The following is a 22,888-nucleotide window of genomic DNA, read 5'->3' on the forward strand; positions in this document are numbered from 1 at the left end:
GGCTCTCAGGAGGGATCGTTCTCGTCCTCATCCTCGTCGTAATAGTCGCTGAGCTCGATCCAGAGCCCCAGCCCTATCATCACCATGGAGCCGAACCAGGTACCGGTATTACCGATCGGGCTGCCCAGCACTATCATGGCGAACGACAAGAACCCCATGCCCGCGTAGGCTTGCAATCTGCCGTAGGAGACCTGCATATTCACACCTCCTTGTTGAATATGGTTCAATTTTTATATTACTCATCGAGCGGAGCCTGGGTAGAGCCGGTTCACATTTTGGTAGCATATGCTGCATAACCGCACCGCGGTTTGATTATTTTTTCGCCGTGAGTATCATTGCTGGCTGAATTGGTTGAAGGTTGATTATTGATGAGTGCTTTATTCTGCGATGCAACTCATGAGTTGGACGCAATCGGGCTTCGTTGCCCGGAACCCGTGATGATGGTTCGCAAGAAAGTGCGGCTGATGGCCGAGGGAGAGACCCTGCTGGTCAGCGCCGACGATCCCTCCACCACCCGCGACATTCCCAGCTTCTGCCGCTTCATGGACCACACTCTGGTCGCCAGCGAGACAGAGCAGGCCCCCTATCGCTATCTGATCCGCAAGGGTCAATAAGCCCAGTACCGGAGCAATCCATGACGATTACCCGAATCGGCACCACGGCCCGCTGGTCTGATGTTGTCATCCACAACGGCACCCTCTATGTGGTGGAAGTGCCCGCCACCGAGACCGCCGACATTCACCAGCAGACCCGTGAGGTGCTGGAAAGCCTGCAGCGTCTGCTGGAAGCCAACGGCTCCGGCGTCGACAGGATACTGATGGCCAACATCTATCTCAAAGACATCGCCGATATCGGAGCCTTCAACGCCCAGTGGGACGCCTGGATCCCTGCGGGTACAGCCCCGGTCAGAGCCTGCGTACAGGCCCGCCTCGCCCACGAAGGCTACAAGGTGGAAGTGCAGCTGACCGCCGCCGTCTAAGATTTCCCTGGCTTGAGATAGCAAGAGGCCCCGCCATGACTGGCGGGGCCTCTTTATTTGGCGCGAACCGGGCCGCTTAGGCGGTCGGGGTCAGGGTGATGGTCACCCGGCGGTTCTGGGCCTTGCCCTCGGCGGTGCTGTTGGTGGCCACCGGCTGATCCGGGCCCACACCGCTGATGGCGATGCGGCTGCCCGCCACGCCCTGACCGATCAGCTGGGCGGCGACGGCATCGGCGCGATCGCGGGAGAGCTTCATGTTCAGCTCGCGGGAGCCGGTGCTGTCGGTGTGACCGACCACGTTCAGCCGGGTCTTGTCGAACTCGGCCACCACCATGGCCACGCCGGACAGGGTGTTGGCACCGGCCGCCTTCAGCTGGGCGCTGGAGCTGTCGAAGGTGACGTTGTTCGGCATGTTCAGGATCAGCTCGTCACCGTTGCGGGTCACGCTGACCCCGGTACCTTGCAGCTTCTCGCGCAGCTTGGCCTCCTGCACGTCCATGTAGTAACCGATACCGCCACCCAGAGCCGCACCGGCCGCCACGCCGGTCAGGATGCCCTTCTTGCGATCCCCCTTGCTGGAGGAGAGAGCCCCCACGGCGGCGCCGGTCGCCGCACCGGCCAGTGCGCCCCAGGCCCCCTTGGAAGTCTGGGATTCACCGGTATAGGGGTTGGTGGTGCAGCCAGTGATGGCGACGGTCAGGGCAAGGGCAGGAACCAGTTTCTTGAAATGCATGAAAAATCTCCGAAAAAGAACGACGCTAGCCAATGGCCGCGCATTCTAACCCAGAGAGGCGCCAGAGTGTGACGCTGAGGATCGACAAAGCGCCACAAGGAAACCGGGTCTCCTTGTGGCGCAAAGATGGCGGAACCTGCACCCTGCAGGTCGGGCATCAATATTTGATGTCGCGGGCCTGGTCTCGCCCTTCCTGCTTGTTCTCGCGGTGTTCCTGGCGGCAGTCGGCGTTGCCGACCAGCCCCTCGCGGCACTCCTGCTTGGCGTCGCGGGATTCCTGACGGGTGTCCTGACGCACATCGCGGGCCTCGCGCCGCTGCCTGGCCTGCTCGGTGGCTTGCACGGGCAGTACCGTCGACAGGGCGGTGGCCGCCAGCAGCATGAATACAAATTTCTTCATGATGACTCCTGAAAGGGATGAAACGCAGCGGATCGGCGTCTCTCAATTATACACCGAGCCCGGTGGGGCCCGGCACATCAGTACTTGACGTCGCGCGCCTCGTCGCGGGCGTCCTGCTTGCTGTCGCGATGGTCCTGGCGGCAGTCGGCATTGCCGACCAGCCCCTCGCGGCACTCCTGCTTGGCATCGCGGGACTCCTGACGGCTGTCCTGGCGGATGTCACGGGCATCCTGGCGCTGCTCGCCCTGATTGGTGGCCTGGGCCGGTACGGCGGCAAGCAGGGTGCAGGCGGTCAGCAGGGCGGCGCCCAGGCGAGAGATGGCAATGGTCATGGGCACTCCAATAAGGGTTGACGGCGGGGGAATGCTCCCGGCCTCAATACTTGATATCACGAGCCGCTTCACGGGCATCTTGCTTGTGGTGGCGATGCTCCTGACGGCAATCGGCATTGCCAAGGAACTCTTCCTGGCGGCAGTCGCGCTTCTGTTCGCGGGACTCCTGGCGGACTTCCTGGCGCAGATCCCGCGCGTCGCGGCGTTGCTGGGCTTGTTCGGTGGCCTGGGCCGGCAGGGCCACCAACAGGGTGCAACCGGCCAGCAGGGCTGACAGCAACGCGCTACGGCCAAAGCGAGGAGTTGAGGTCTTCATGTCGAGGCTCCTGTATGGATGGACGGACGTCGGGGCGGTCACGGGGATCAGTACTTGACGTCGCGGGCCTTCTCGCGCACGTCCTGCTTCACCTCACGCTTGTCCTGGCGGCACTCGTAGTTGTCCTTCTGGTCGTTCTCGCGGCAATCCTGCTTGGCGTCGCGGATCTCGGGACGCACCTCCTGGCGCACGTCGCGGGAGTCCTGGCGATCGGTCGCCTGGGCGGGCAGGGTCGCCAGCAGGGAGCAACTGGCCAGCAGCAGGCTGGCGAGGGTACGGGGGCGGAATGAATTCAGTGACATAGGGAAATCCTCGTGATGGATATCCCGATTCTGGGCAGCCACGACTGTATGCCGGCTGTACCGGCAGCGAAAATGGGCTCCCCACGGTGGCGGCTTCTGGCATGGCAGGGACCAGCCAGCCATGCTCGTTCATCTTGGCAACCACCGGCATCCCGAGGCACCGACCAGGGTGACACAGGTGGCCTTGCAAGCCCCGGCAGAGACATCCTCGAGGTGCGCGAGGCGCTGAGCCAGGTCCTTCAACCCTGCTGATTCGGGCCCAAAGAAGAAGGGAGGCCCAGGCCTCCCTTCTTCGCTCACTCCCCCATTCACTCCGGCATCGCTTGCTGGCATTCGGCGTGACAGGGGCAGGTCACCAGGTGATCGTTCACCATGCCCACCGCCTGCATAAAGGCGTAGCAGATGGTGCTGCCGACGAAGGTAAAGCCGCGTTTTTTCAAGGCTTTTGACATGGCATCCGACTCCGGCGAGGTCGCCGGAATGTCGCCATTCCCCTGGCGCCGGTTGACCATGGGGGCGCCGCCCACGAAGCCCCACAGATAATCGACAAAGTCGATGCCTTCGGCCTCCAGCGCCAGATAGGCGCGGGCATTTTTGATGATCGACTGCACCTTGAGCCGGTTGCGGATGATGCCGCTGTCCTGCATCAGCCGCTCCACATCCCGGTCGTCGAACTGGGCGATGCGCACCGGATCGAAGTCCGCATAGGCGCGATGGTAGCTCTCGGTGCGCTTGAGGATGGTGATCCACGACAGCCCCGCCTGCTGGCCATCGAGGCAGAGCTTGGCAAACAGCTCGCGCGGGTCATACACCGGCCTGCCCCACTGCTTGTCATGGTATTCGATGTATTCCGGGTCCTTGGTCACCCAGGCGCAGCGCAGTTCCATTTCCTCTCCCCTGTCATTTCATCGGCCATCCACAGGCCGCTTCCGCTGGCGACATCATAGGGCAAGCGGCAGCATAGCCCCACTAATCCCCTGTAATTTCGCCTATTATCCGACCATGCCAGACGGTATACTCCCTCGGTTCACATTCAGCAAATCTTGCTCTGATTTCATTTCGCGCGAAAAACACTATGCAAAAATTCGATGTCAAAACCTTTCAGGGCCTGATCCTGCAGTTGCAGGACTATTGGTCCCGCCAGGGCTGTACCATCATTCAGCCGCTGGATATGGAAGTGGGTGCCGGTACCTCCCACCCCATGACCTGCCTGCGCGCCCTGGGCCCTGAGCCCATCGCCTGCGCCTACGTCCAACCGTCCCGCCGTCCCACCGACGGCCGCTACGGTGAGAACCCGAACCGCCTGCAGCACTACTACCAGTTCCAGGTGATCATCAAGCCTTCCCCCGACAACATTCAGGAACTCTATCTGGGCTCCCTGAAGGAGCTGGGCATGGATCCCGAGATCCACGACATCCGCTTCGTGGAAGACAACTGGGAAAACCCGACGCTGGGTGCCTGGGGTCTGGGTTGGGAAGTGTGGCTGAACGGCATGGAAGTGACTCAGTTCACCTACTTCCAGCAGGTGGGCGGCCTCGAGTGCAAGCCGGTCACCGGCGAGATCACCTATGGTCTCGAGCGTCTGGCCATGTACATCCAGGGCGTGGACAGCGTCTACGACCTGGTCTGGTCTGACGGCCCCCTGGGCAAGACCACCTACGGCGACGTCTTCCACCAGAACGAGGTGGAGCAGTCCACCTACAACTTCGAGCACGCCGACGTGGACTTCCTGTTCCACTGCTTCGAGCAGTACGAGAAGGAAGCCCAGTCCCTGCTGGCACTGGAGAAGCCGCTGCCGCTGCCCGCCTACGAGCGCATCCTCAAGGCCGCTCACTCCTTCAACCTGCTGGATGCCCGCAAGGCCATCTCGGTCACCGAGCGTCAGCGCTACATCCTGCGCATTCGCACCCTGACCAAGGCCGTGGCCGAGGCCTACTACGCCTCCCGCGAGGCGCTGGGCTTCCCGATGTGCCAGCGTGGCAATAACGAGCAGCAAGGTTAAGGAACGGACATGGCACAACATACATTTCTGGTAGAGATCGGCACCGCCGAGCTGCCCCCCAAGGCCCTGCGCTCCCTGGCCGAAGCCTTTGCCGACAACCTCAAGAGCGAACTGACCAAGGCCGACCTGGCCTTCGGCGACGTCGAGTGGTTCGCCTCACCGCGCCGTCTGGCGCTGAAGGTGAGCGCACTGGCCGGCGAACAGCCGAGCAAGAGCGTCGAGAAACGCGGCCCGGCCGTGGCCCAGGCGTTCGATGCCGACGGCAAGCCGACCAAGGCCGCCGAAGGCTGGGCCCGTGGCAACGGCATCACAGTCGAGCAGGCCGAGCGTCTGATCACCGACAAGGGCGAGTGGCTGGTTCATAATGCCCGCGTCGAAGGCCGTCCGGCCCGCGAACTGCTGGGTGAGCTGGTCGCTTCATCTCTGGCCAAGCTGCCCATCCCCAAGATGATGCGCTGGGGCGACAAGACCATCCAGTTCGTGCGTCCTGTCTTCACCGTGACCCTGCTGCTGGATGGGGATCTGGTCCCCGCCCACATTCTGGGGATCGACTCCGCCCGCACCATCCGCGGCCACCGCTTTATGGGCGAGGCTGAGTTCCAGATCGATACCGCCGATCAGTACCCGCAGATCCTGCAGGAGCGCGGTAAGGTCATCGCCGACTTCATGGCGCGCAAGGCCAAGATCAAGGCTGACGTCGAGGCCGCCGCGGCCGCCTTCGGTGGCGTGGCCGATCTGGACGACGCCCTGCTGGAAGAGGTCACCGCCCTGGTCGAGTGGCCCGTGGTGCTGACCGCCAACTTCGAAGAGAAGTTCCTGGCCGTTCCGGCCGAGGCCCTGGTGCACACCATGAAGGGCGACCAGAAGTACTTCCCGGTCTACGACAAGAGCGGCAAGCTGCTGCCGAAGTTCATCTTCGTCACCAACATCGAGTCCAAGGACCCGAGCCAGATCATCAGCGGCAACGAGAAGGTGGTGCGCCCCCGTCTCTCCGACGCCGAGTTCTTCTTCAAGACCGACCTCAAGCAGAAGCTGGCCGACCGCCTGCCGCGCCTCGAGACCGTGCTGTTCCAGCAACAGCTGGGGACCGTGCGTGCCAAGGCCGCCCGCATCGAGGCCATGGCCGGCTTCATCGCCGCCAAGGTCGGTGCCGACGTGGGCCAGGCCCAGCGTGCCGGTCTGCTCTCCAAGTGTGATCTGATGACCAACATGGTCGGCGAGTTCACCGACACCCAGGGTGTCATGGGGATGCACTACGCCCGTCACGACGGCGAAGCCGAAGCGGTGGCCCTGGCCCTGAACGAGCAGTACATGCCGCGCTTCGCCGGCGATGCCCTGCCGTCCGGCCTGGTCTCCTGCGCCGTGGCCCTGGCCGACAAGTTCGACACCCTGGCCGGCATCTTCGGCATCGGTATGCTGCCCAAGGGTGACAAGGATCCGTTCGCCCTGCGCCGCGCCGCCATCGGTGCCCTGCGCATCATGACCGAGAAGCAGCTGGAGCTGGATCTGGTGGAGCTGGTCGAAGAGGCCGTCAGCGTCTACGGTGACAAGCTCACCAACAAGACAGTCGTCACCGACGTGGTCGACTTTATGCTGGGCCGCTTCCGCGCCGCCTATCAGGACGAAGGCATCGGTGCCGACGTGGTGCTGGCCGTGCTGGCCCGCCGCCCGACCCGTCCGCTGGACTTCGATCGCCGCGTCAAGGCCGTCAGCCACTTCCGCACCCTGGATGCCGCCCTGGCCCTGGCCGCCGCCAACAAGCGCGTCAGCAACATCCTGGCCAAGGTGGAAGGTGAACTGCCGACCGTGGTCAAAGCTGAGCTGTTGCAGGACGCCGCCGAGCAGGCGCTGGCCACCCAGATTGCAGCACTGCAATCCGAACTGGCCCCGCTGTTCGCTGCCGGTGACTATCAGGCCGCCCTCACCCGTCTGGCCGCCCTGCGCGAGCCGGTCGATACCTTCTTCAACGAAGTCATGGTGATGGCCGACGACGAGGCCCTCAAGGCCAACCGTCTGGCGCTGCTCAACAACCTGCGCAACCTGTTCCTGCAAGTCGCGGATATCTCGCTGCTGCAGTGATGCTGGTTGGGTTTGTGATATTAAAAACGGCGCCGTTAAGGCGCCGTTTGTTTTGTTACGAGAGATACATGGTATCAACTGATGGCATGTATGTTCTACCGGAAATTAATTACCACATACTCCGGATTGTGCGAGTTGCACACTATCTTTGGAAATTACGCGTTTGCCTTCTTCCTCAGAAACAGCCTCCAGATTGGCACCGCCGACAAAGACACCCATTTTTATATATTGGCGTACAAAATAGTTCTTACCTGGCTCGGTGAAAATAGAGAGTTTGTTATCAGAGAACTCTGATTCTGTAGAAATGTCGTGATTCTTTCCAGCTGTTACCTGCTTATAAAAGAAAGTCCGATCAGCAGTTTCACCGACACATTCAGCATCAACGTAGACATCTTTCTTTAGCGCCTTGCCTACAAAACTGTCTCGATAGATATAAAGTCCAGCCATATTATCTTTCGGTGCCGGAAATGCCTTCAACTTGGCACTTTCCTGAGTACTTGCCATTGGAACACTGCTGGCGCAACCAGCCAAAAACATGGCACCCAATATAGATGAGGCCAATGCCAGTTTTTTACAAACCATTAAAAATTCCCCGTACAACATTTAGCCTGAATTTATTTTTTGTTATCAAGAAACACTATCCCTGACAGGCATGAATTTGACCATATGTCTCTTTAATCTGCTAGCAACACTTTATATTTGATTCCTAGAGACATGCACGATGTGACAGACATCAAACTGATATATGCGAAATGACAGAGCCCCTAGGTTAGATGAGCCGTCAGGCGTAATCGGACGTTCGCGTCACTGGATTTTCCCTCCATCACGGCCAAACCTAATTTCCCCTCCCGTTGGCAACCCCTGTTTCACGGCAACAACCGCAACCAAGGCGACTCGTTCGTCCGATTATGCCGCGCCAGTTTACCCCACATGGGGTGATGGTATCTGGTGCAGACCACAGCCTGATGAAGGCTGCCGCTTATGGTTGCATTCGATGGGCCAGCAGGTAGTCGATCAGGGCGCGTACCCGGCCGGTCTGGGCGCTTTCCCGCCGGTAGTAGAGGTGCAGGCCGGGGTGGGTCACCCACCAGGACTCCAGCACAGGTATCAGGGTGCCGGCGGCGAGATGGGGGGTTGCCACCGGCTCGATCATCTTGCCGATGCCCAGCCCCTGCCTGGCGGCATCGATCATGGCGTCGGTGTCGTTGACGATAAGCGCAGTGCCCATCTCCGGGGCCGGCGTGTTGTCGTCGAGGGCCAGCCGCAGCGCTGACAGGCGGTTGGAGGTGGTGAAGCGGTAGCGGATCAGCCGATGTTCGCTGAGCTGCGCCGGCGTCATCGGCTCGCCGTGCCGGGCCAGGTAGTCGGGGGAGGCGAACAGCGCCTCGCGCAGGGGGCCGCTCAGCGGCCGCGCCACCATGCCCTCGTCGACTCTGTCGCCTGAGCGAATGCCGAGATCTATCCCCTCCCGCAGGATGTCAACCGTGGCGTCCGAGAGGTGCAGTTCCAGCTCGATCTCGGGGTATTGGCGGCAGAAACCGGCATAGAGCGGCTGCAGGAAGCTCTGGAACACGAAGCGGGGTAGGGTCACGCGCACCTTGCCGGCGGGGGCGCGGCCATGCTGCCCGACCCGCTCCAGGGCGCCATCGAGCGTCGCCATGGCGTGGCCGGTCTGATCGTGCAGCTGCTGCCCCGCCTCGGTCAGCTCCATGCTGCGGGTGGTGCGCCGAAACAGCGCCAGTCCCAGGGTCTGCTCCAGCTGCTTGAGGGCCAGACTCACGGTCGGGGCCGACATCTCGAGCCGGCGGGCGGCGCCGCGGATCGACCCCTCCTGCACGATACAGTGGAAAATCATCAGGCAGTGGAAGGTGGATCCTTTCATGGTGGCAGCCGCCATTGTTAGTTGATGACTAACAATCATTTTGCCCAATCCCGTCTAAAAATAAACAGTTCTCCCCCTTATAGTGGCGCCAATCCATCCAACACGGCATTCACAGGAGAACGCATCATGAGCAAGGTGCTGGTCATTTCCGGTCATCCCGACCTGTCCCACTCTTTCACCAACCGGGTGATCCTCGGCGAGCTGGAGGAGGCCGTCGACCACGTCCGGGTGCGGCGCCTCGACCAGCGCTACCCCGATGGCCGCATCGACGTGGCGGCCGAGCAGCAGGCCCTGCTGGACGCGGACATCCTGGTGTTGCAGTTCCCCTTCTACTGGTACTCGGTGCCGGCGCTGCTGAAGAAGTGGATCGACGAGGTGATGACCTTCAACTTCGCCTACGGGCCTGAGGGGGACAAGCTCAAGGGCAAGCCGCTGCTGCTCTCCCTGACCGTGGGCGGGCCGCAGGAGTCCTACCGCACGCTCGGGTACAACCACTTCGCCATCCCCGAGCTGCTCAAGCCCCTGGAGCAGCTGGCCTACCTGACCGGCATGGTCTTCGAGCCGCCGATCTGGAGCCACGGCATGGTCTATATCCCGGGGATCTACAACACCCAGGAGCTGGTCGAGGCGCGCGCCCGCGACCACGCCGGCCGGCTGATTGCCACCCTCCGGACATTGCAGCAGGAGCGTTGAGGGAGAGCAGCCTCACGTCAGCAGCTTTCACGCCCCCCGGGATGGGCATGGGCGGCAGGCACTGATATGTTGGTGCCATCCATTGATCACCGACCGAGACAGCCATGCAACGCAAGACCCTGGCTCTGCTGCTGGCCAGCCATCTGCTGGTGGGGGCTGCCGGCTTCGCCGCCGGCATCTATCTGCTGCCCATCCTGATCGCGCCGCCCGCCCCCAGCGGCGAACAGGTCGCGTCCCGTCAGGCGCAGGCGACCTATCAGGGCACCTTCAAACGGGAGCGGCAGGACAGCGATCGTCTGCACTGGGGGGAAGGCAAGGTGAGCATAGGGCCGGACGCCATCAGCCTGATGGGCAGGCTGGCGCCGGGCCCCGACTACCAGCTCTATCTGTCGCCCGCCTTCGTCGAGACCGAGGCAGATTTTGCCCGCCTGAAGGATCGGATGGTGCATGTCGGGCCGGTGAAGACCTTCGACAACTTTATCGTGCCGCTCCCCGCCGGCATCGACCCCGCCCGCTACGACACCGTGATCGTCTGGTGTGAAACCTTCGGACAGTTCATTACCTCGGCCCGTTATCGGGAATGAGAGCCTGCCACCCAGGCGCGTCTCGCAGGCATACCGCCAGCGAGCCCCATGCAAAAGGCGCCCGACGGGCGCCTTTTGATGATCGGCCGCGACGCCGCCGACCAGCTGCACACAACGTCTTACTCCACTGGTGCCATCAGATGCTGATAGGGGGTGCCAGACCACATGATGTAGGGGGCAGAGGTATCCGGATCTGCACCCTTCGGATACATGTCGTAGAAGGCATCATCCGCCCCGACGATCATCACGTGGGGTCCGGTCTGCAACCAGTTGTTGCTGGTGGTGGGCTGGGTCGCGTAGGGGTCGGTGTTGCTGGCATCGGTGCCGCCCTTGAGCATGTACATGAAGCCAATCTTGCCCTTGGGCGGCATCTCGTGGTTGATCCAGGCATGGGCCCAGGCCATCGCCGCCGCGTCCATGCACATAGGATCCGGCCCCGGCGTGGCCGGGTTGTCTGGCATGCAGGTGAAGCCATTGCCGCCCTCGCGCAGGGTGCGCATCTTGCCGTCCGCCCCCATGGCGACGACGGTGGCGCCGGCCCCGACCTTGACGGGGGCCGCCGCCATGGCGCTGGCGATCATCGCCTCGTCTGTCATGGCTGGCATGCCGGCCTGCTCTTCGGCCTGGACCGGCGTGGCCAGGGTGATGGCCGCGAGCACGCCCAGGGCCAATAGGTGTTTGCACATAACATCTCTCTCCCGGTTGGGTGAATACGATGCAAAACAGGATCACGCACGGCCTGACTACCATGGCGGCCGTGCTGCCGGGCAGCAGCTGTCTGGTGGATGGACGGGGTGATCGAAAGCTGGCAGCCCGCAGGCAGTGACGCGCAGGTGCCATCTGTCTGACTATAGCCCCTCCGGGTCCCTTCGCCGGTGGGGCCAAAGGGACCGGCTATCGGGTGGAGTTTCGCCGCGGCGCCAAGCTGCCGGAGCAGATGCTGACCAGGGGGGTCGCGCCGGGCAGGCTGTCCGACATCGCCACCGTGGAGCAGGGGATGGGCAAGCTGCTCAAGGGGCGCAGCGACCGCTATGTGGAGCAGACCCTGGTGGCCAGGCAGTCGCAGGCCACCCCTGAAAGCTTGCCCCCGACGCTGTCCAGGCCCCCTCCCGGATAACCATGGGTCGCCGGTCCCTGTGCCCTCTTGCCCCTTTCGTCTCGACACCATAGAAAACGGCGCCCGAAGGCGCCGTTGCTCGCAGCATCGCGGGTCTATCACCCCTTGTAGGCGGGCAGCAGCTCGACCATGTTGAGCAGGTGGAAGGCGGCGGTCAGCACGCCAAAACCGATCACCAGGGCGATCATCAGCACCCCGCCGGGGGCGCGGAAGCCTTCGCCCTTGTCGCCCTGAGCCGCCCGCACCTTCCAGGCCAGCAGCGGCGGTATGATGCAGGTCCAGAGGGTTGCGACGGCACCGGCGTAGCCGATGGCCACCAGGAAGCCGAACGGGAACAGCAGGGAGAGCACCAGGGGCGGCACAAAGGTCACCGCCCAGGACTTGGCGCGGCCGCCCCGGCTGTTGTCGAACTTGAACAGATCCGCCAGGTAGTCGAACACCCCCAGCCCCACCCCGATGAAGGAGGAGAGGATGGCCGCCATGGAGAAGGCGTTGAGGGCGCTCGCCACCGCCCTGGATTCGATCACCGAGCCCAGCGCCTTGAGCAGGGCGTCCACGTTGCCCCCCTCTGCGATCACCGGGCCGAACTCGCTGCGCGGCAGGTTGCCAAAGACGCTCACCAGCCAGACGAGGTAAAACGCGAGCGCGATCAGGGTGCCCCCCAGGATGGCGCGGCTGGCACGCTTCTCCTCGCCGTAATAGGCGCGCATGGACGACACCGAGTGGTGATAGCCGAAGGAGGTGAGCGCCACCGGCAGCATCACCAGGGCATAGGGGGCGTAGTGGGTCTCGCTGCCGACCCGATCCAGCAGCAGATCCAGGCGGACGTTCATGGACAGGCCCGAGATGCCGAAGGCGAAGCTCAGCCCCATCAGGATCACCAGCAGCACCGAGATGCGGTCCACCGCCCGGGTGGAGTGCCACACCAGCAGGGAGAAGGCCAGGGTGAAGAGGATGGAGGAGAGCTGGCTGCCCATCCCCGTCATGCCTTCTATGATGAGGCCGGCCGAGGTGATGTAGGCGTAGAGCAGAATGCCGCCGACGAAGTAGACGCTGAGGTTGTTGAGGGCGTTCACCTTCTCCCCCAGCAGATCCCGGGTCACGGTATCGAAGGAGACGCGCAGGGGGTAGCCACGATAGGATTCGAGCAGCATCCAGCCGGAGACCGTCATCACCACCATGGTCAGCGCCACCGCGAGCATGGACCAGAGGCTCCAGGCCCCCGCGCCCGCACTCGGCAGGCCCAGCATGCCAGCCCCCACACAGACGCCGGCAATGATGCATGCCCCGCCCACCAACGATGGTTTATGTTCCATTTACTTCCCCAAAGACGATTGTTGATCTGGTCGCGACCGCGGACCGTTGCATCTGCTACGCCGGTTGTCATCGTAAGATCGCGATCATCTGTGCTATCGGTGCCCAGCCGCTTGCTGCTGCGTCAGCGAGGCAAGACGTGGCTGAGGCCAGCTACCGATCCCAACATGGCAGCAGGGCCGCCATGTTGGGGGTGTGACTTTACCCTGCTCACCCCCGGGTATCAAATGTTGGCGCCATTCCCCTGGAGTCACTCCCCCGTGCGCCCCGCCTGCCGCGGGCACGGGACTATACTCAAGCCGGTTTTCACGGCAAGGAGCCATCCCATGGACAGGAAGTTCGTCATCAGCGCCCTCTGCTATGCCCTGCTCGGCATGGTGCTGGGCATCCATATGGCCGCCAGCAAGGATCACGGCCAGTTCGTGACCCATGCCCACATCATGCTGGTCGGCTTCGTGGTCTCGTTCATCTATGCCCTGTGCCACCGGCTGTGGCTCGACAACCCGAGCGGGCGGCTGGTGTCCGTGCAGTTCTACCTGCACCAGCTGGGGGCGCTGGTGATGTCGGCGGGGCTCTACCTGCTCTATGGCCGGCTGCTGCCACCGGAGCGGGTCGACCCCCTCCTCGCCGCCTCCTCCCTGGCGGTGCTGATCGCCATGGGGATCATGCTGGTCCTGCTGATGCGCCACCGATCCCGGCCGCAGCCATAAACAACAAAACGGCGCCCAAGGGCGCCGTTTCACCGTGATGGGGCCAGGCCCCGCTTTATGCCGCACTCATCCCGTATAGAGAGGCCGCATGCCCGCCCTTGCGGATCACCCCGTATAGACGGGCAACATGCCCGCCATGGCCATCAGATGGAAGATGGCGGTGAGCACCCCGAAGACGATGACCGCCAAGATCATGGGCTGGCCGCCGGGAGCCTTGAAGCCCGCCTCTTGTGGGGCCAGCTCCCGGGACTTCTTCGCCAGCAGGGCGGGAATGATGCAGGCCCAGACGGTCGCCGCGGCCCCGGCGTAGCCGATGGCCACCACGAAGCCGAACGGGAACAGCAGGGAGAGCACCAGGGGCGGCAGGAAGGTCACGGCCCAGGACTTGGCGCGGCCCTGGCGGCTGTTGTCGAACTTGAACAGATCCGCCAGATAGTCGAACACCCCCAGCCCCACCCCGATGAAGGAGGAGAGGATGGCCGCCATGGAGAAGAGGTTGATGGCCTGGGATACCTGTCTGGACTCGATCACCGAGGCCAGCGCCCCGAGCAGCACGTCCACGTCGCCCCCCTTGGCGATGACGGGGCCGAAGGCGCTGCGGGGCAGATTGCCGAAGATGCTGAGCAGCCACAGCAGGTAGAGCGCCAGGGCGATCAGGGTGCCCCCCAGGATCGCCTGCCTGGCTTTCTGCTCCTCGCCGTAATAGGCGCGCATCGATGCCACCGAGTGGTGGTAGCCAAACGAGGTGAGCGCCACCGGCAACATGGCCAGGGCGTAAGGGGCGCGGCCCAGCTCCTCGGCAAAGGAGTTGAACAGCTTGGCGGTGTCGACCTTGCTGGCAAGCCCGGAGACCCCGAACACGAAGCTCAGCACCATAAAAACGATCAGGACGACCGAAATCCTGTCCACCGCTCGGGTCGAATGCCAGACAAACCAGGAGAACACCAGCACGAACAACACCGAGGCCAGCTGGCTGTCGATGCCCAGCAGGCCGCCCAGGATGAGACCCGACGAGGTGATATAGGCATAGAGCAAAATGCCGCCCACGAAATAGACGGTGAGGTTGTTGAAGAGATTGATCCTGTGACCGAGCAGATCCTTGGTCACCGAGTTGAAGGAGGCGGTCAATGCGTAGGGTTTCAGGGCTTCCAGCAGCATCCAGCCTGAAACCGTCATGACGACCATGGTAAGAATGATGGCGAGGGTTGACCAGCTGGTCCAGGCCCCGGCTCCCGCGCTCGGCAGCCCCAGCATGCCGGCACCGACACAGACGCTGGCAATGATGCAGGCCCCTCCGATGACGGACGGTTTCGATGTCATGTGTTGTCACTCCCGAAAATTCACAAGGCTGTGAAAAAAAAGGGCACAGAATAATCTGTGCCCCTGACTCGTTATGCTTCTACTAATTTTTCAGTTTTGGTGCAGGCCGCTTGATTGTTATTGTCGACCTCCTTCAGACGGGCGGTGAAGTGGCGCAGCACCGCCGGCTCGTAAATAAAGTCGAGCCCCTTCACGTTTTTGGCGTTCTTCTTCACCTCGCCGAAGGCCTCGATAACGAAGTCCATGTGGGTCTGGGTATAGGTGGCACGCGGTATGGTGAGGCGCAGCAGCTCCGCCGGGCAGGGGTGCTGCTTGCCGGTGGCGGGGTCACGCCCCAGCAGCAGGGAGCCTATCTCCACCGCCCGGATGCCGGCCACCTTGTAGAGCTCGCACGCCAGGGCGTGGGCCGGGAACTGATCCGCCGGGATGTGCGGCAGCAGCTTGCCCGCATCCACGAAGGCCGCGTGGCCCCCCGCCTGCTGGCACACCACGCCGATGGCTTCCAGCCCGTCCACCAGGTACTGCACCTGGCCGATGCGATAGGCCAGCCAGTCCTGGCGCATGCCGTCACGCAGGCCCACCGCGAGACGCTCCATGGCGCCCCCCTCCAGGCCACCGTAGGTCGGGAAGCCCTCCTGCACCACGCACAGGGTGCGGCACTCGGTGTAGACGTCCAGCATGCTGTCGTCCTTGAAGCAGAGCAGGCCCCCCATCTGCACCATGGCATCCTTCTTGGCGGACATGGCGAGACCGTCCGCGTACTTGTAGGACTCCTTGGTGATCTCCTCGATGGTCCAGTTCGCGTAGCCGGGCTCCCGCTGCTGGATGAAGTAGGCGTTCTCGGCGAAGCGCGCGGAGTCCATGATGACGGGGATGTCGTACTTTCTGGCGATCTCGTACACCGCCTTCAGGTTGGCGATGGAGACCGGCTGGCCGCCGGCGGAGTTGCAGGTGATGGTGCTGACGATGTAGGGCACGTTGGCGGGGCCCGCCTCCAGGATGGCTTCCTCGAGCTTGACCAGATCGAAGTTGCCCTTGAAGTCGGCGGTGACAGAGGTGTCGAACGCCTCCCTGGTGTAGACGTTCTTCGCCACGCAGCAGTTGATCTGGGTGTGACCCTGGGTGGTGTCGAAGAAGTAGTTGGAGAGCGCCACCATCTTCTTGCGATCCAGCCCCTTCTCCTGCTCCCGCTTCTTGATGAGCACCGGGATGTAGATCTGCTCGGCGCCGCGCCCCTGGTGGGTGGGAATGGTGAGGGAATAACCGAAGATCTCCTGCACCGCCTGCTGCAGCGCATAGTAGCTGCGGCTGCCGCTGTAGGCCTCGTCACCGCGCAGCATGGCGGCCTGCATGTCCTGGGTGATGGCGCCGGTGCCGCTGTCGGTCAGCAGATCGATAAAGACGTCCTCGCTGTCCAGCAGGAAGGGGTTCATGCCCGCCCGGACGATGGCCTCCTCCCGGTAGGCGCGGGTGGTGCGCTTGACCGGCTCGATGACACGAATGCGGAAGGGTTCGGGCAGATGCTTGAAGTTTTCCATAATATAAACACCCCAGAGTTAAATATTCAGAATGTGTCTCATCCCCCGCCGAAAATAGAATATCCGGCAGACAGAAAATATTGAGAATGGGTGCACGACATCGCCTCGCAAAATAAACAAGCGAAGACAGGTGCAGACTATTTCAGATTAGGTATTCAGACGGGCGCGTTGCATTGCGGGAAATGCAGCGGCACCGCAGGGATATTACAGCGGGAAGAAGAACGCGATTTTATGGTCCAGGGTAAACCACTTGGGATAGCTGACCTTGATATTCATGTTGTTGCTCATCTGGTTGGAATTAACAACGCCAATTAACAGGGTCCATTATGGTGAGCCCTTGCATATGATCAATTGCAACATGAGCAATTTGGGATGGCGATAACAATTTGCCGGGGGAAATTTATACAGGTCGCCGTCGCATCGGGGCGGGCACTGTCCCACCCCGATGCACGCGGCGACTCGGTGGCTCAATGGTTCAACCAGGGCAGCCGTTGCAGCAGGTCATAGCGCTCCGCCAGCGGCGTCTGGCTGACCCAGAGATCCAGCAAGCCGTAGGAGAGCAGCGGCAGCACCAGCAGCAACAGGCAGAGCAGCCCCAGCAACTGGCGAGGGGCGAGCCGGCGCCCTTGGGAGCCCAAGTGCAGCGCATCGGCCCGCTTGGGGCAGGCGGCCACACAGCTCTGGCAGCTGGTGCACTCGAGACTGCGCACCGCGATGAGCTGGTGTACCTGGATGCGCGACGGGCAGGCCCGGCTGCACTTGTCGCAGTCGTGGCCCGCGCTGCGCAGGCAACGGGCCGGGTCACGGCGAATGCGCAGCACCGTCAATAGACCCAGCAGGGCCAGCCAGGCGCCATAGGGGCAGAGGTAGCGACAGAACCCCTGCCGGAAGGTGGCGGTGAGCAGCAGCACCCAGACAAGGCAGAGGCCCGAGATCGGGGTCAGGTTGAAGAAGAAGGCCCCCATCTTCATGTCCGCCGCCTGATGGTAGGGGCTGGCGAGGTAGCCGGGCAGGGCGGCGCCTGGCACCGCGATCAGCACGATAAACAGCAGGAAAGCAAGCACCAGAAACTTCTGGCCGCGCAACACCACATCGAACCAGCGCGGCGGCGTCCACTCCCCCGCTATCCATCGGATGCGCAGGCCGTGCAGCCACTCGCCCACCAGCCCGAGCGGGCAGAACCAGGCGCAGAACGCCCTCCCCAGCAGCAGGGCCGACAGCGAGAGCACCAGCACAGTCACGGTGGCCGCCGGATGGTGGGGATCCACCAGCCCCTGCCCGAGCCAGGCCCGCAGCCCGAGCCCGCCAGCGATGGGCAGGAAGCCGTCCACCACGTCAGGGCGCACCAGCCAGGGGCTCATCCCCTGCCCCAGCTGCCAGACATGCAGGCCGTACTGCAGCGTCACCAGCCCCCAGCAGAGCAACAGCATCTGCCGTGTGCGCGTCCGCAGCCACTGGCTGTCGAGCGCCTCGAGGGCGGGCAGCGGCCGCCGCTGGTGCCAGAGGGAAAGCGCGCCGGCCACCAGCCCCATGCCGAGCCAGAGCAGGCTGTCAGCCGCCAGCAACCAGAGCATGAGCAGCAGGCCGAGGGCAAGACGCCACTGCCAGCCCGATCGCGCCTGCCACGCCAGCAGCACCAGATAGGCCAGGCCGGCGGCCATGGTCACGGCTTCGATCACGCTCATGTTTCCCTCACTGCCTCATCCACCACTGGCGGCAAGGATAACGGACATCTGAATTGACTGTTTTGATCTACATGGGCAGAGGGGGACATTTGCGCCCAATGCCCCTCCCCATGGTTGAACCTTATGCCTTGCGGCTGTTGAACAGCGGCTGGTCGGATTCGGCCTGTGCGGCCCAGAAGTGGATGTTGAAGCGGGCATCCTCCGACAGCTCGACCCTGTGCCAGTACTGGGGCGGGCTGGTGGCAAACCCCCCGGCCCGGATCACCAGGCTCAGCTCAGGCTCCTCGGCCTGCTCGTCGGCAAAGCCGTGATAGGTGACGGTGCCCTCCATCACGCAGAGCTGGCCGAACACCCCGGCCGCGGTGTTGTGGTGGGTGAGCAGGGCCTGGGGCACATTCTGACGGGTGAAGAAGGGGGTGGAGCGGCGCACTACCCAGTGAGACGGAATCAGTTGCATGGCCATATCGGTTCTCCTCGAGTGGCCGGGTCACCCCGGCCGGTGCAATGAAAGGGGTTAACGGGGCAGCTGACGCAGCAGCGGGAAGGCGGCGCTCATCTGGTCGCCCCCCACCACGAAGCCGCACAGCTCGCCGGCTGGGTCGCGCGCCTCGGCCACCATGCCGTGGCTGTTCCAGCGGCACTGCCAGGCGAGATCTTCACCCCGGGTACGACCCGCCAGTTGCAGCGGGTAGCGCGGCGTCTTCACCTTCACCAGCATGGGCGGCAGGGTCAGCGGGGTCGGCGTGCCAAGCAGGGTACGCGCCAGCGCATTGGCGCCCAGCACTATGGGTTGCAGGAAGGGGAGCAGCTGACCCTGCCACTGCACGCAATCCCCCAGCGCGAAGATATGGGGATTGCTGGTCTGCAGCCGATCGTCGACTAGGATGCCGCGCTCCACTGCCAGCCCGGCCCCCCGGGCCAGGGCCAGATTCGGCCGCAGGCCGATCGCGGCGATCACCAGATCCTGCTCGCTGGTGCGGCCATCGGTCAGAGTCACCCGCCAGCCATCGCCCGGCTGGCCGTCTATCCTGGCGAGACCTGTCCCGAACTGCAGGCTGACCCCCTGGCTGCGCAGCGCCTGTTGCAGCGGCTGGGTCAGGGTGGCGGGTAGCAGGGCGCTGAGCGGGCTGTCGGCCAGATCCAGCAGGGTGACCTCGCGGCCATCGCTCGCCATGTCCATCGCCAGCTCGCAGCCGATGAGGCCGGCCCCCAGCACCAGGATGCGGCGGGCCTGCTGGATTGCCCCCTCGGCGGCGGCATACTCCTGCTGGCTGTTGAGGGTGACCAGATGCTCGCTGCCCGGCAGCTCGGGGCGTACCGCACTGGCACCGGTGGCCAGCACCAGCTGACCATAGGGGAAGCTGCCCTGCTCGGTCAGTACCAACCGCCGGGCAGGGTCGATACCGAGCACCGGGCAGTGGGGCAGCAGCGCAATGCGCTGCTGCTCGGCAAAGTCGCTGCCACTCTGGCGGGTCATGGCCGCGGCGGCACAGCCCCGGCTCACCACATGGCTCAAGTCCGGCTTGTTGTACTCGTCGCCGCTGTCGGCGGTGATGAGGCGGATGGGCTGCTCGGCGTCCAGCTTGCGCAGGCTCTTGACCAGCTGCTGGGCGGCGAAGCCGCTGCCGATCACCACTGTCTCGTCGCGCTGGGGGATGGCACTCATACGCAAGCCTCCACAGCGCAGGGTTCGAATACCTCCTTGCCGATGCCGCAACCCGGGCAGAGGAAGCTGTCCGGTACCTGGGCCCAGGGGGTGCCCGGCGCCACCCCCTGATCCGGCTCGCCCTGGACCGGGTCATAGACCCACTGGCAGACGGTGCAGAGCATGGCCTGGTCGTCATCCCATTCAGCCGCCGGGGCGGCTTTCAGCTCTGCAACCACAGCAGCGGGCACCACGGGGGCAGGCGTCGCCTGGGTTGTGGTGATCGGGCGGGGTGCGTCCAGCGGGTGCAGCGCCCACTGACGGGCGAGCCGGCGGCCATGCTCGCGGCATTCGGCCAGCGCCGAGCCATCCGGCCGCCACTTGGCCTTGAGGGAGAGGCTGATGTCGAAGCCCGCGTCCATCAACCGGGTCTGGATCCGGTCCACGGCGCCGCCGGTCCAGCCGTAGCTGCCGAAGGCCGAGGCACGCTTGTTGCGGAACCGCAGGCCGGTGATCTCTTCGAGCATGCCCGCCACCTTGGGCATCATGACGTTGTTCATGGTGGAGGAGCCCACCAGTATCCCCTTGGAGCGGAACACCTGGGTCAGGATCTCGTTCTTGTCGTGGCGGGCCACGTTGTAGATCTTCACCGCCACGCCGGGGTCCACCTCGTGGATGCCCTGGGCGATGGCGTCAGCCATCATGCGGGTGTTGTTGGACATGGAGTCGTAGAACAAGGTGATGCGATCTTCCTGATAGTGATCGGCCCACTCCAGGTATTTCAGGATGATCTGGGTGGGGTCCTCACGCCAGACGATGCCGTGGGAGGTGGCCACCATGCTCACCGGCAGGTTGAAGCCGAGCACTTCCTTGATCTTGGCCGTCACCAGCGGGCTGAAGGGGGTGAGGATGTTGGCGTAGTAGCGCTGGCACTGCTCCATCAGCTCGGTCTGGTCCACCTCGTCATTGAACAGGTGCTCGTCGCAGTAGTGCTGGCCGAAGGCGTCGTTGGAGAACAGCACCGCATCTTCTGTCATGTAAGTCATCATGCTGTCGGGCCAGTGCAGCATGGGGGTCTCGATAAATACCAGCTGCTTGCCGTTGCCGATGTCCAGGCTGTCACCGGTCTTGACCGGGTGGAAGTTCCACTCCGGGTGGTGATGATGGCCGGTGATGGAGTCGATGGCGTTGTGGGTGCAGTAGATGGGAGTGCTGGGAATGCGGGCCATCAGCTCGGTCAGGGCGCCGGCGTGATCCTCCTCGGCGTGGTTGATCACCACATAGTCGATGGCGGCGAGATCGATCTCCGCCGCCAGGTTCTGCACGAACTCGCGGCTGAACTTGTGATCGACGGTGTCGATCAGCACGTTCTTCCCTTCGCGGATGAGATAGCTGTTGTAGCTGGTGCCCTTGTGAGTCTTGTACTCGGTGCCGTGGAAGTCGCGCACCTCCCAGTCCCGTTGGCCGACCCAGTGGATGTTGTTCTTGACGTGAATGCTCATCAGGCAGTTCCTCGAATGCAATAGTGGATGTTCGACTGAACCAGCTATTGCAGCGGACGTGCCAAGTTATAACTCATTGATTTTTATCTAACTCAATTTCAATTATTGTCATTTAGACAATCACCACATATAGTCAAAATCACAAACACACTGTCATTTGGACAATTCTCGTGATCTCGACCGACAGCCTGGCGCGCATCGCCCTCGACCTGCAACTCGGCATCTCCCATCAGGACAGGTTCCACCGCCTGATCCAGAGCGTGCGCAGCCTGCTGAACTCCGATGCCTCGGCTCTGCTGCGCTACGAGGGGGGCCAATTCATCCCGCTGGCCATCGACGGCCTGATGCAGGACGTGCTGGGTCGCCGCTTCGCCCTCAGGGATCACCCGCGCCTCGAGGCCATCGCCCGCGCCGGCGACGTGGTGCGCTTCCCCGCCGACAGCAGCCTGCCCGACCCCTATGACGGCCTGCTGCCGGATCACGACGACTTCAAGGTGCACGCCTGCGTCGGCCTGCCGCTGTTCTCGGAGCAAACGCTGATCGGCGCCCTGACCATAGACGGCATGAACCCGGCCCAGTTCGACGGCATCAGCGACGAGGAGCTGCGGCTGGTGGGCGCCCTGGCCGCCGCCGCCCTCGACAATGCCCTGCTGCTGGAACGCCTCGCCCGCCAGAGCAGCGAGCCCCTGATCCCCGGCACCCGGCCCGGCCCTGAGCAGCCGGAGATGATCGGCCAGTCCCCCGCCATGGCCCGGCTGCGCCACGAGATAGAGGTGGTGGCGAACTCGGAGCTGAACGTGCTGATCCTGGGGGAGACCGGGGTCGGCAAGGAGCTGATCGCCAAGGCGGTGCATGGCGGTTCCCAGCGCGCCAAGGCCCCGCTGGTCTACCTCAACTGCGCCGCCCTGCCGGAATCGGTGGCCGAAAGCGAGCTGTTCGGCCACGTGAAGGGGGCCTTTACCGGCGCCATCCACAACCGGGCGGGCAAGTTCGAGCTGGCGGACAAGGGCACATTGTTTCTCGACGAGATAGGGGAGCTGTCGCTGGCGCTGCAGGCCAAGCTGCTGCGGGTGCTGCAATACGGCGATCTGCAGCGGATCGGTGACGACACCCCCCTCAAGGTGAACGTGCGCATCCTGGCGGCTACCAACCGGGATCTGAAGCAGGCGGTGGTCGAGGGGCAGTTTCGGGCCGATCTCTACCACCGTCTGAGCGTCTTCCCGATCCAGGCCCCGGCGCTGCGCGAGCGCCCCGGCGACATCCCCCTACTGGCCGGTTACTTTTGCGAGCGCTGCCGGCTCGGCCTGGGGCTGGAACGGCTGCGCATCCAGCCCCAAGCGCTGCAACTGCTCGAACGCCACGACTGGCCCGGCAACGTGCGGGAGCTGGAGCACGCCATCCACCGCGCCGCCGTGCTGGCGCGGGCCGAACAGGGCAGCCCCTCGCCGACCCTGGAACCCCACCACTTCAACCTGGGGACCACGGTTTCATCCCTGCCCGCCGACACCGTCAGCCAGCCCGCCTCCCCGGCCATTGCCGGCTTGGGCCTTCGCGCCGCCACCGATCTGTTCCAACGCCAGCTCATCGAGCAGACCCTGGCCGCCCATGACGGCAACTGGGCCGCCACCGCCCGCGCGCTGGATCTGGACGGCGGCAACCTGCACCGGCTCGCCAGGCGGCTCGGCCTCAAGGCCTGACGACTCCCCAGATATGAGCAGTCCAAAAACAAAAACCCCCTCGCGAGGGAGGGGGTTT

Annotated in this window: 27 protein-coding genes; 9 read left to right on the plus strand and 18 right to left on the minus strand. The window is 63.6% G+C overall.

The window, feature by feature from the left end; all coding sequences use genetic code 11:
• Positions 1-5 precede the first annotated feature (5 nt).
• Positions 6-197, minus strand: coding sequence for a hypothetical protein (locus R2B70_RS19620; RefSeq protein WP_010672410.1), 192 nt, complete (start codon positions 195-197; stop codon positions 6-8).
• Positions 198-368: 171 nt separating this feature from the next.
• Here R2B70_RS19620 and tusA point away from each other — a divergent pair, with 171 nt between their 5' ends.
• Both tusA and R2B70_RS19630 read left to right on the plus strand, forming a co-directional pair.
• Entirely contained in the window at positions 369-614 is a 246-nt protein-coding gene (gene tusA, locus R2B70_RS19625) for a sulfurtransferase TusA (protein WP_042074048.1), read from the plus strand.
• Positions 615-634: 20 nt separating this feature from the next.
• Positions 635-979 (plus strand): RidA family protein, encoded by a 345-nt coding sequence (locus R2B70_RS19630; RefSeq protein ID WP_318162278.1) that lies wholly within the window; start codon positions 635-637, stop codon positions 977-979.
• A 76-nt stretch (positions 980-1,055) separates the two neighbouring features.
• On the opposite strand, the gene R2B70_RS19635 is transcribed toward R2B70_RS19630, so the two are convergent.
• From R2B70_RS19635 to R2B70_RS19660, 6 genes are all read right to left on the minus strand, one after another.
• Positions 1,056-1,712 (minus strand): OmpA family lipoprotein, encoded by a 657-nt coding sequence (locus R2B70_RS19635; protein WP_042074045.1) that lies wholly within the window; start codon positions 1,710-1,712, stop codon positions 1,056-1,058.
• A gap of 157 nt (positions 1,713-1,869) precedes the next feature.
• Positions 1,870-2,112 (minus strand): hypothetical protein, encoded by a 243-nt coding sequence (locus R2B70_RS19640; protein WP_042074043.1) that lies wholly within the window; start codon positions 2,110-2,112, stop codon positions 1,870-1,872.
• A 77-nt stretch (positions 2,113-2,189) separates the two neighbouring features.
• A complete protein-coding gene (locus R2B70_RS19645; protein WP_042074042.1) occupies positions 2,190-2,444 on the minus strand; it encodes a hypothetical protein in 255 nt (84 codons plus the stop codon).
• A 43-nt stretch (positions 2,445-2,487) separates the two neighbouring features.
• A complete protein-coding gene (locus R2B70_RS19650; protein ID WP_084202513.1) occupies positions 2,488-2,760 on the minus strand; it encodes a hypothetical protein in 273 nt (90 codons plus the stop codon).
• A gap of 47 nt (positions 2,761-2,807) precedes the next feature.
• Positions 2,808-3,062, minus strand: coding sequence for a hypothetical protein (locus R2B70_RS19655; RefSeq protein ID WP_042074040.1), 255 nt, complete (start codon positions 3,060-3,062; stop codon positions 2,808-2,810).
• A gap of 308 nt (positions 3,063-3,370) precedes the next feature.
• The gene (locus tag R2B70_RS19660; protein WP_216991327.1) at positions 3,371-3,949 is read right to left on the minus strand and encodes a DNA-3-methyladenine glycosylase I; all 579 of its coding nucleotides are present in this window, start codon (positions 3,947-3,949) and stop codon (positions 3,371-3,373) included.
• Between the two features lie 188 nt (positions 3,950-4,137).
• Here R2B70_RS19660 and glyQ point away from each other — a divergent pair, with 188 nt between their 5' ends.
• Positions 4,138-5,064, plus strand: a complete 927-nt coding sequence (gene glyQ, locus R2B70_RS19665) for a glycine--tRNA ligase subunit alpha (RefSeq protein ID WP_209794952.1) — start codon at positions 4,138-4,140, stop codon at positions 5,062-5,064.
• A 9-nt stretch (positions 5,065-5,073) separates the two neighbouring features.
• Positions 5,074-7,143 carry a glycine--tRNA ligase subunit beta gene (glyS, locus tag R2B70_RS19670; RefSeq protein ID WP_318162279.1) on the plus strand — a complete coding sequence of 690 codons (2,070 nt, stop codon included), beginning with the start codon at positions 5,074-5,076 and terminating at the stop codon, positions 7,141-7,143.
• 105 nt (positions 7,144-7,248) lie between these two features.
• On the opposite strand, the gene R2B70_RS19675 is transcribed toward glyS, so the two are convergent.
• Positions 7,249-7,725 carry a DUF2846 domain-containing protein gene (locus tag R2B70_RS19675; RefSeq protein WP_318162280.1) on the minus strand — a complete coding sequence of 159 codons (477 nt, stop codon included), beginning with the start codon at positions 7,723-7,725 and terminating at the stop codon, positions 7,249-7,251.
• A 397-nt stretch (positions 7,726-8,122) separates the two neighbouring features.
• Positions 8,123-9,025 carry a LysR family transcriptional regulator gene (locus tag R2B70_RS19680; protein ID WP_318162281.1) on the minus strand — a complete coding sequence of 301 codons (903 nt, stop codon included), beginning with the start codon at positions 9,023-9,025 and terminating at the stop codon, positions 8,123-8,125.
• Between the two features lie 126 nt (positions 9,026-9,151).
• Between R2B70_RS19680 and R2B70_RS19685 the strand changes: the two genes are divergently transcribed.
• Positions 9,152-9,718 carry an NAD(P)H-dependent oxidoreductase gene (locus R2B70_RS19685; RefSeq protein ID WP_318162282.1) on the plus strand — a complete coding sequence of 189 codons (567 nt, stop codon included), beginning with the start codon at positions 9,152-9,154 and terminating at the stop codon, positions 9,716-9,718.
• A 104-nt stretch (positions 9,719-9,822) separates the two neighbouring features.
• Entirely contained in the window at positions 9,823-10,302 is a 480-nt protein-coding gene (locus R2B70_RS19690; RefSeq protein WP_318162283.1) for a DM13 domain-containing protein, read from the plus strand.
• Between the two features lie 119 nt (positions 10,303-10,421).
• Here the strand turns inward: R2B70_RS19690 and R2B70_RS19695 are convergent, their stop codons facing one another.
• Positions 10,422-10,988, minus strand: coding sequence for a hypothetical protein (locus R2B70_RS19695; protein ID WP_318162284.1), 567 nt, complete (start codon positions 10,986-10,988; stop codon positions 10,422-10,424).
• A gap of 215 nt (positions 10,989-11,203) precedes the next feature.
• Between R2B70_RS19695 and R2B70_RS19700 the strand changes: the two genes are divergently transcribed.
• On the plus strand, positions 11,204-11,419 hold the full coding sequence (locus tag R2B70_RS19700) for a hypothetical protein (RefSeq protein ID WP_318162285.1): 216 nt from the start codon (positions 11,204-11,206) through the stop codon (positions 11,417-11,419).
• Between the two features lie 98 nt (positions 11,420-11,517).
• Here R2B70_RS19700 and R2B70_RS19705 read toward each other — a convergent pair whose 3' ends face one another.
• A complete protein-coding gene (locus R2B70_RS19705) occupies positions 11,518-12,735 on the minus strand; it encodes an aromatic amino acid transporter (RefSeq protein WP_318162286.1) in 1,218 nt (405 codons plus the stop codon).
• 324 nt (positions 12,736-13,059) lie between these two features.
• On the opposite strand from R2B70_RS19705, the gene R2B70_RS19710 reads away from it, so the two are divergent.
• A complete protein-coding gene (locus tag R2B70_RS19710) occupies positions 13,060-13,443 on the plus strand; it encodes a hypothetical protein (RefSeq protein ID WP_042074032.1) in 384 nt (127 codons plus the stop codon).
• Positions 13,444-13,548: 105 nt separating this feature from the next.
• Here R2B70_RS19710 and R2B70_RS19715 read toward each other — a convergent pair whose 3' ends face one another.
• The 7 genes from R2B70_RS19715 to norV all read right to left on the minus strand — a co-directional run bounded on the left by R2B70_RS19715 (position 13,549) and on the right by norV (position 21,133).
• A complete protein-coding gene (locus tag R2B70_RS19715) occupies positions 13,549-14,763 on the minus strand; it encodes an aromatic amino acid transporter (RefSeq protein ID WP_318162287.1) in 1,215 nt (404 codons plus the stop codon).
• A 71-nt stretch (positions 14,764-14,834) separates the two neighbouring features.
• Positions 14,835-16,301 carry a tryptophanase gene (tnaA, locus tag R2B70_RS19720; RefSeq protein WP_318162288.1) on the minus strand — a complete coding sequence of 489 codons (1,467 nt, stop codon included), beginning with the start codon at positions 16,299-16,301 and terminating at the stop codon, positions 14,835-14,837.
• Between the two features lie 204 nt (positions 16,302-16,505).
• On the minus strand, positions 16,506-16,589 hold the full coding sequence (gene tnaC, locus R2B70_RS20195; RefSeq protein WP_069652909.1) for a tryptophanase leader peptide: 84 nt from the start codon (positions 16,587-16,589) through the stop codon (positions 16,506-16,508).
• Between the two features lie 179 nt (positions 16,590-16,768).
• Positions 16,769-17,986 (minus strand): 4Fe-4S binding protein, encoded by a 1,218-nt coding sequence (locus tag R2B70_RS19730; protein WP_318162290.1) that lies wholly within the window; start codon positions 17,984-17,986, stop codon positions 16,769-16,771.
• Between the two features lie 121 nt (positions 17,987-18,107).
• The gene (locus R2B70_RS19735) at positions 18,108-18,449 is read right to left on the minus strand and encodes a DUF1971 domain-containing protein (RefSeq protein WP_318162291.1); all 342 of its coding nucleotides are present in this window, start codon (positions 18,447-18,449) and stop codon (positions 18,108-18,110) included.
• A gap of 51 nt (positions 18,450-18,500) precedes the next feature.
• Positions 18,501-19,652, minus strand: coding sequence for an NADH:flavorubredoxin reductase NorW (gene norW, locus R2B70_RS19740; RefSeq protein ID WP_318162292.1), 1,152 nt, complete (start codon positions 19,650-19,652; stop codon positions 18,501-18,503).
• Positions 19,649-21,133 carry an anaerobic nitric oxide reductase flavorubredoxin gene (gene norV, locus R2B70_RS19745; RefSeq protein WP_318162293.1) on the minus strand — a complete coding sequence of 495 codons (1,485 nt, stop codon included), beginning with the start codon at positions 21,131-21,133 and terminating at the stop codon, positions 19,649-19,651. Before norV ends, norW begins: the two co-directional genes overlap by 4 nt.
• Before the next feature lie 170 nt (positions 21,134-21,303).
• Between norV and norR the strand changes: the two genes are divergently transcribed.
• Complete coding sequence (norR, locus tag R2B70_RS19750; RefSeq protein ID WP_318162294.1) at positions 21,304-22,830, plus strand: nitric oxide reductase transcriptional regulator NorR; 1,527 nt, start codon at positions 21,304-21,306, stop codon at positions 22,828-22,830.
• Positions 22,831-22,888 lie beyond the last annotated feature (58 nt).

Source organism: Aeromonas sp. XH (genome assembly GCF_033348475.1).
GTDB classification, from domain to species: Bacteria; Pseudomonadota; Gammaproteobacteria; order Enterobacterales; family Aeromonadaceae; genus Aeromonas; species Aeromonas sanarellii.

Bases quoted from the DNA above. Each gene is read 5' to 3' on its own strand.
- norV (WP_318162293.1), bottom strand. From the start codon at position 21,133: ATGAGCATTCACGTCAAGAACAACATCCACTGGGTCGGCCAACGGGAC.
- tnaC (WP_069652909.1), bottom strand. From the start codon at position 16,589: ATGAGCAACAACATGAATATCAAGGTCAGCTATCCCAAGTGGTTTACC.
- R2B70_RS19660 (WP_216991327.1), bottom strand. From the start codon at position 3,949: ATGGAACTGCGCTGCGCCTGGGTGACCAAGGACCCGGAATACATCGAA.
- R2B70_RS19715 (WP_318162287.1), bottom strand. From the start codon at position 14,763: ATGACATCGAAACCGTCCGTCATCGGAGGGGCCTGCATCATTGCCAGC.
- R2B70_RS19635 (WP_042074045.1), bottom strand. From the start codon at position 1,712: ATGCATTTCAAGAAACTGGTTCCTGCCCTTGCCCTGACCGTCGCCATC.
- R2B70_RS19630 (WP_318162278.1), top strand. From the start codon at position 635: ATGACGATTACCCGAATCGGCACCACGGCCCGCTGGTCTGATGTTGTC.
- R2B70_RS19645 (WP_042074042.1), bottom strand. From the start codon at position 2,444: ATGACCATTGCCATCTCTCGCCTGGGCGCCGCCCTGCTGACCGCCTGC.
- norW (WP_318162292.1), bottom strand. From the start codon at position 19,652: ATGAGTGCCATCCCCCAGCGCGACGAGACAGTGGTGATCGGCAGCGGC.
- R2B70_RS19735 (WP_318162291.1), bottom strand. From the start codon at position 18,449: ATGGCCATGCAACTGATTCCGTCTCACTGGGTAGTGCGCCGCTCCACC.
- R2B70_RS19680 (WP_318162281.1), bottom strand. From the start codon at position 9,025: ATGAAAGGATCCACCTTCCACTGCCTGATGATTTTCCACTGTATCGTG.
- R2B70_RS19640 (WP_042074043.1), bottom strand. From the start codon at position 2,112: ATGAAGAAATTTGTATTCATGCTGCTGGCGGCCACCGCCCTGTCGACG.
- R2B70_RS19695 (WP_318162284.1), bottom strand. From the start codon at position 10,988: ATGTGCAAACACCTATTGGCCCTGGGCGTGCTCGCGGCCATCACCCTG.
- R2B70_RS19690 (WP_318162283.1), top strand. From the start codon at position 9,823: ATGCAACGCAAGACCCTGGCTCTGCTGCTGGCCAGCCATCTGCTGGTG.
- R2B70_RS19675 (WP_318162280.1), bottom strand. From the start codon at position 7,725: ATGGTTTGTAAAAAACTGGCATTGGCCTCATCTATATTGGGTGCCATG.
- R2B70_RS19655 (WP_042074040.1), bottom strand. From the start codon at position 3,062: ATGTCACTGAATTCATTCCGCCCCCGTACCCTCGCCAGCCTGCTGCTG.
- glyS (WP_318162279.1), top strand. From the start codon at position 5,074: ATGGCACAACATACATTTCTGGTAGAGATCGGCACCGCCGAGCTGCCC.
- glyQ (WP_209794952.1), top strand. From the start codon at position 4,138: ATGCAAAAATTCGATGTCAAAACCTTTCAGGGCCTGATCCTGCAGTTG.
- tnaA (WP_318162288.1), bottom strand. From the start codon at position 16,301: ATGGAAAACTTCAAGCATCTGCCCGAACCCTTCCGCATTCGTGTCATC.
- R2B70_RS19705 (WP_318162286.1), bottom strand. From the start codon at position 12,735: ATGGAACATAAACCATCGTTGGTGGGCGGGGCATGCATCATTGCCGGC.
- R2B70_RS19730 (WP_318162290.1), bottom strand. From the start codon at position 17,986: ATGAGCGTGATCGAAGCCGTGACCATGGCCGCCGGCCTGGCCTATCTG.
- R2B70_RS19650 (WP_084202513.1), bottom strand. From the start codon at position 2,760: ATGAAGACCTCAACTCCTCGCTTTGGCCGTAGCGCGTTGCTGTCAGCC.
- R2B70_RS19685 (WP_318162282.1), top strand. From the start codon at position 9,152: ATGAGCAAGGTGCTGGTCATTTCCGGTCATCCCGACCTGTCCCACTCT.
- tusA (WP_042074048.1), top strand. From the start codon at position 369: ATGAGTGCTTTATTCTGCGATGCAACTCATGAGTTGGACGCAATCGGG.
- R2B70_RS19620 (WP_010672410.1), bottom strand. From the start codon at position 197: ATGCAGGTCTCCTACGGCAGATTGCAAGCCTACGCGGGCATGGGGTTC.
- R2B70_RS19710 (WP_042074032.1), top strand. From the start codon at position 13,060: ATGGACAGGAAGTTCGTCATCAGCGCCCTCTGCTATGCCCTGCTCGGC.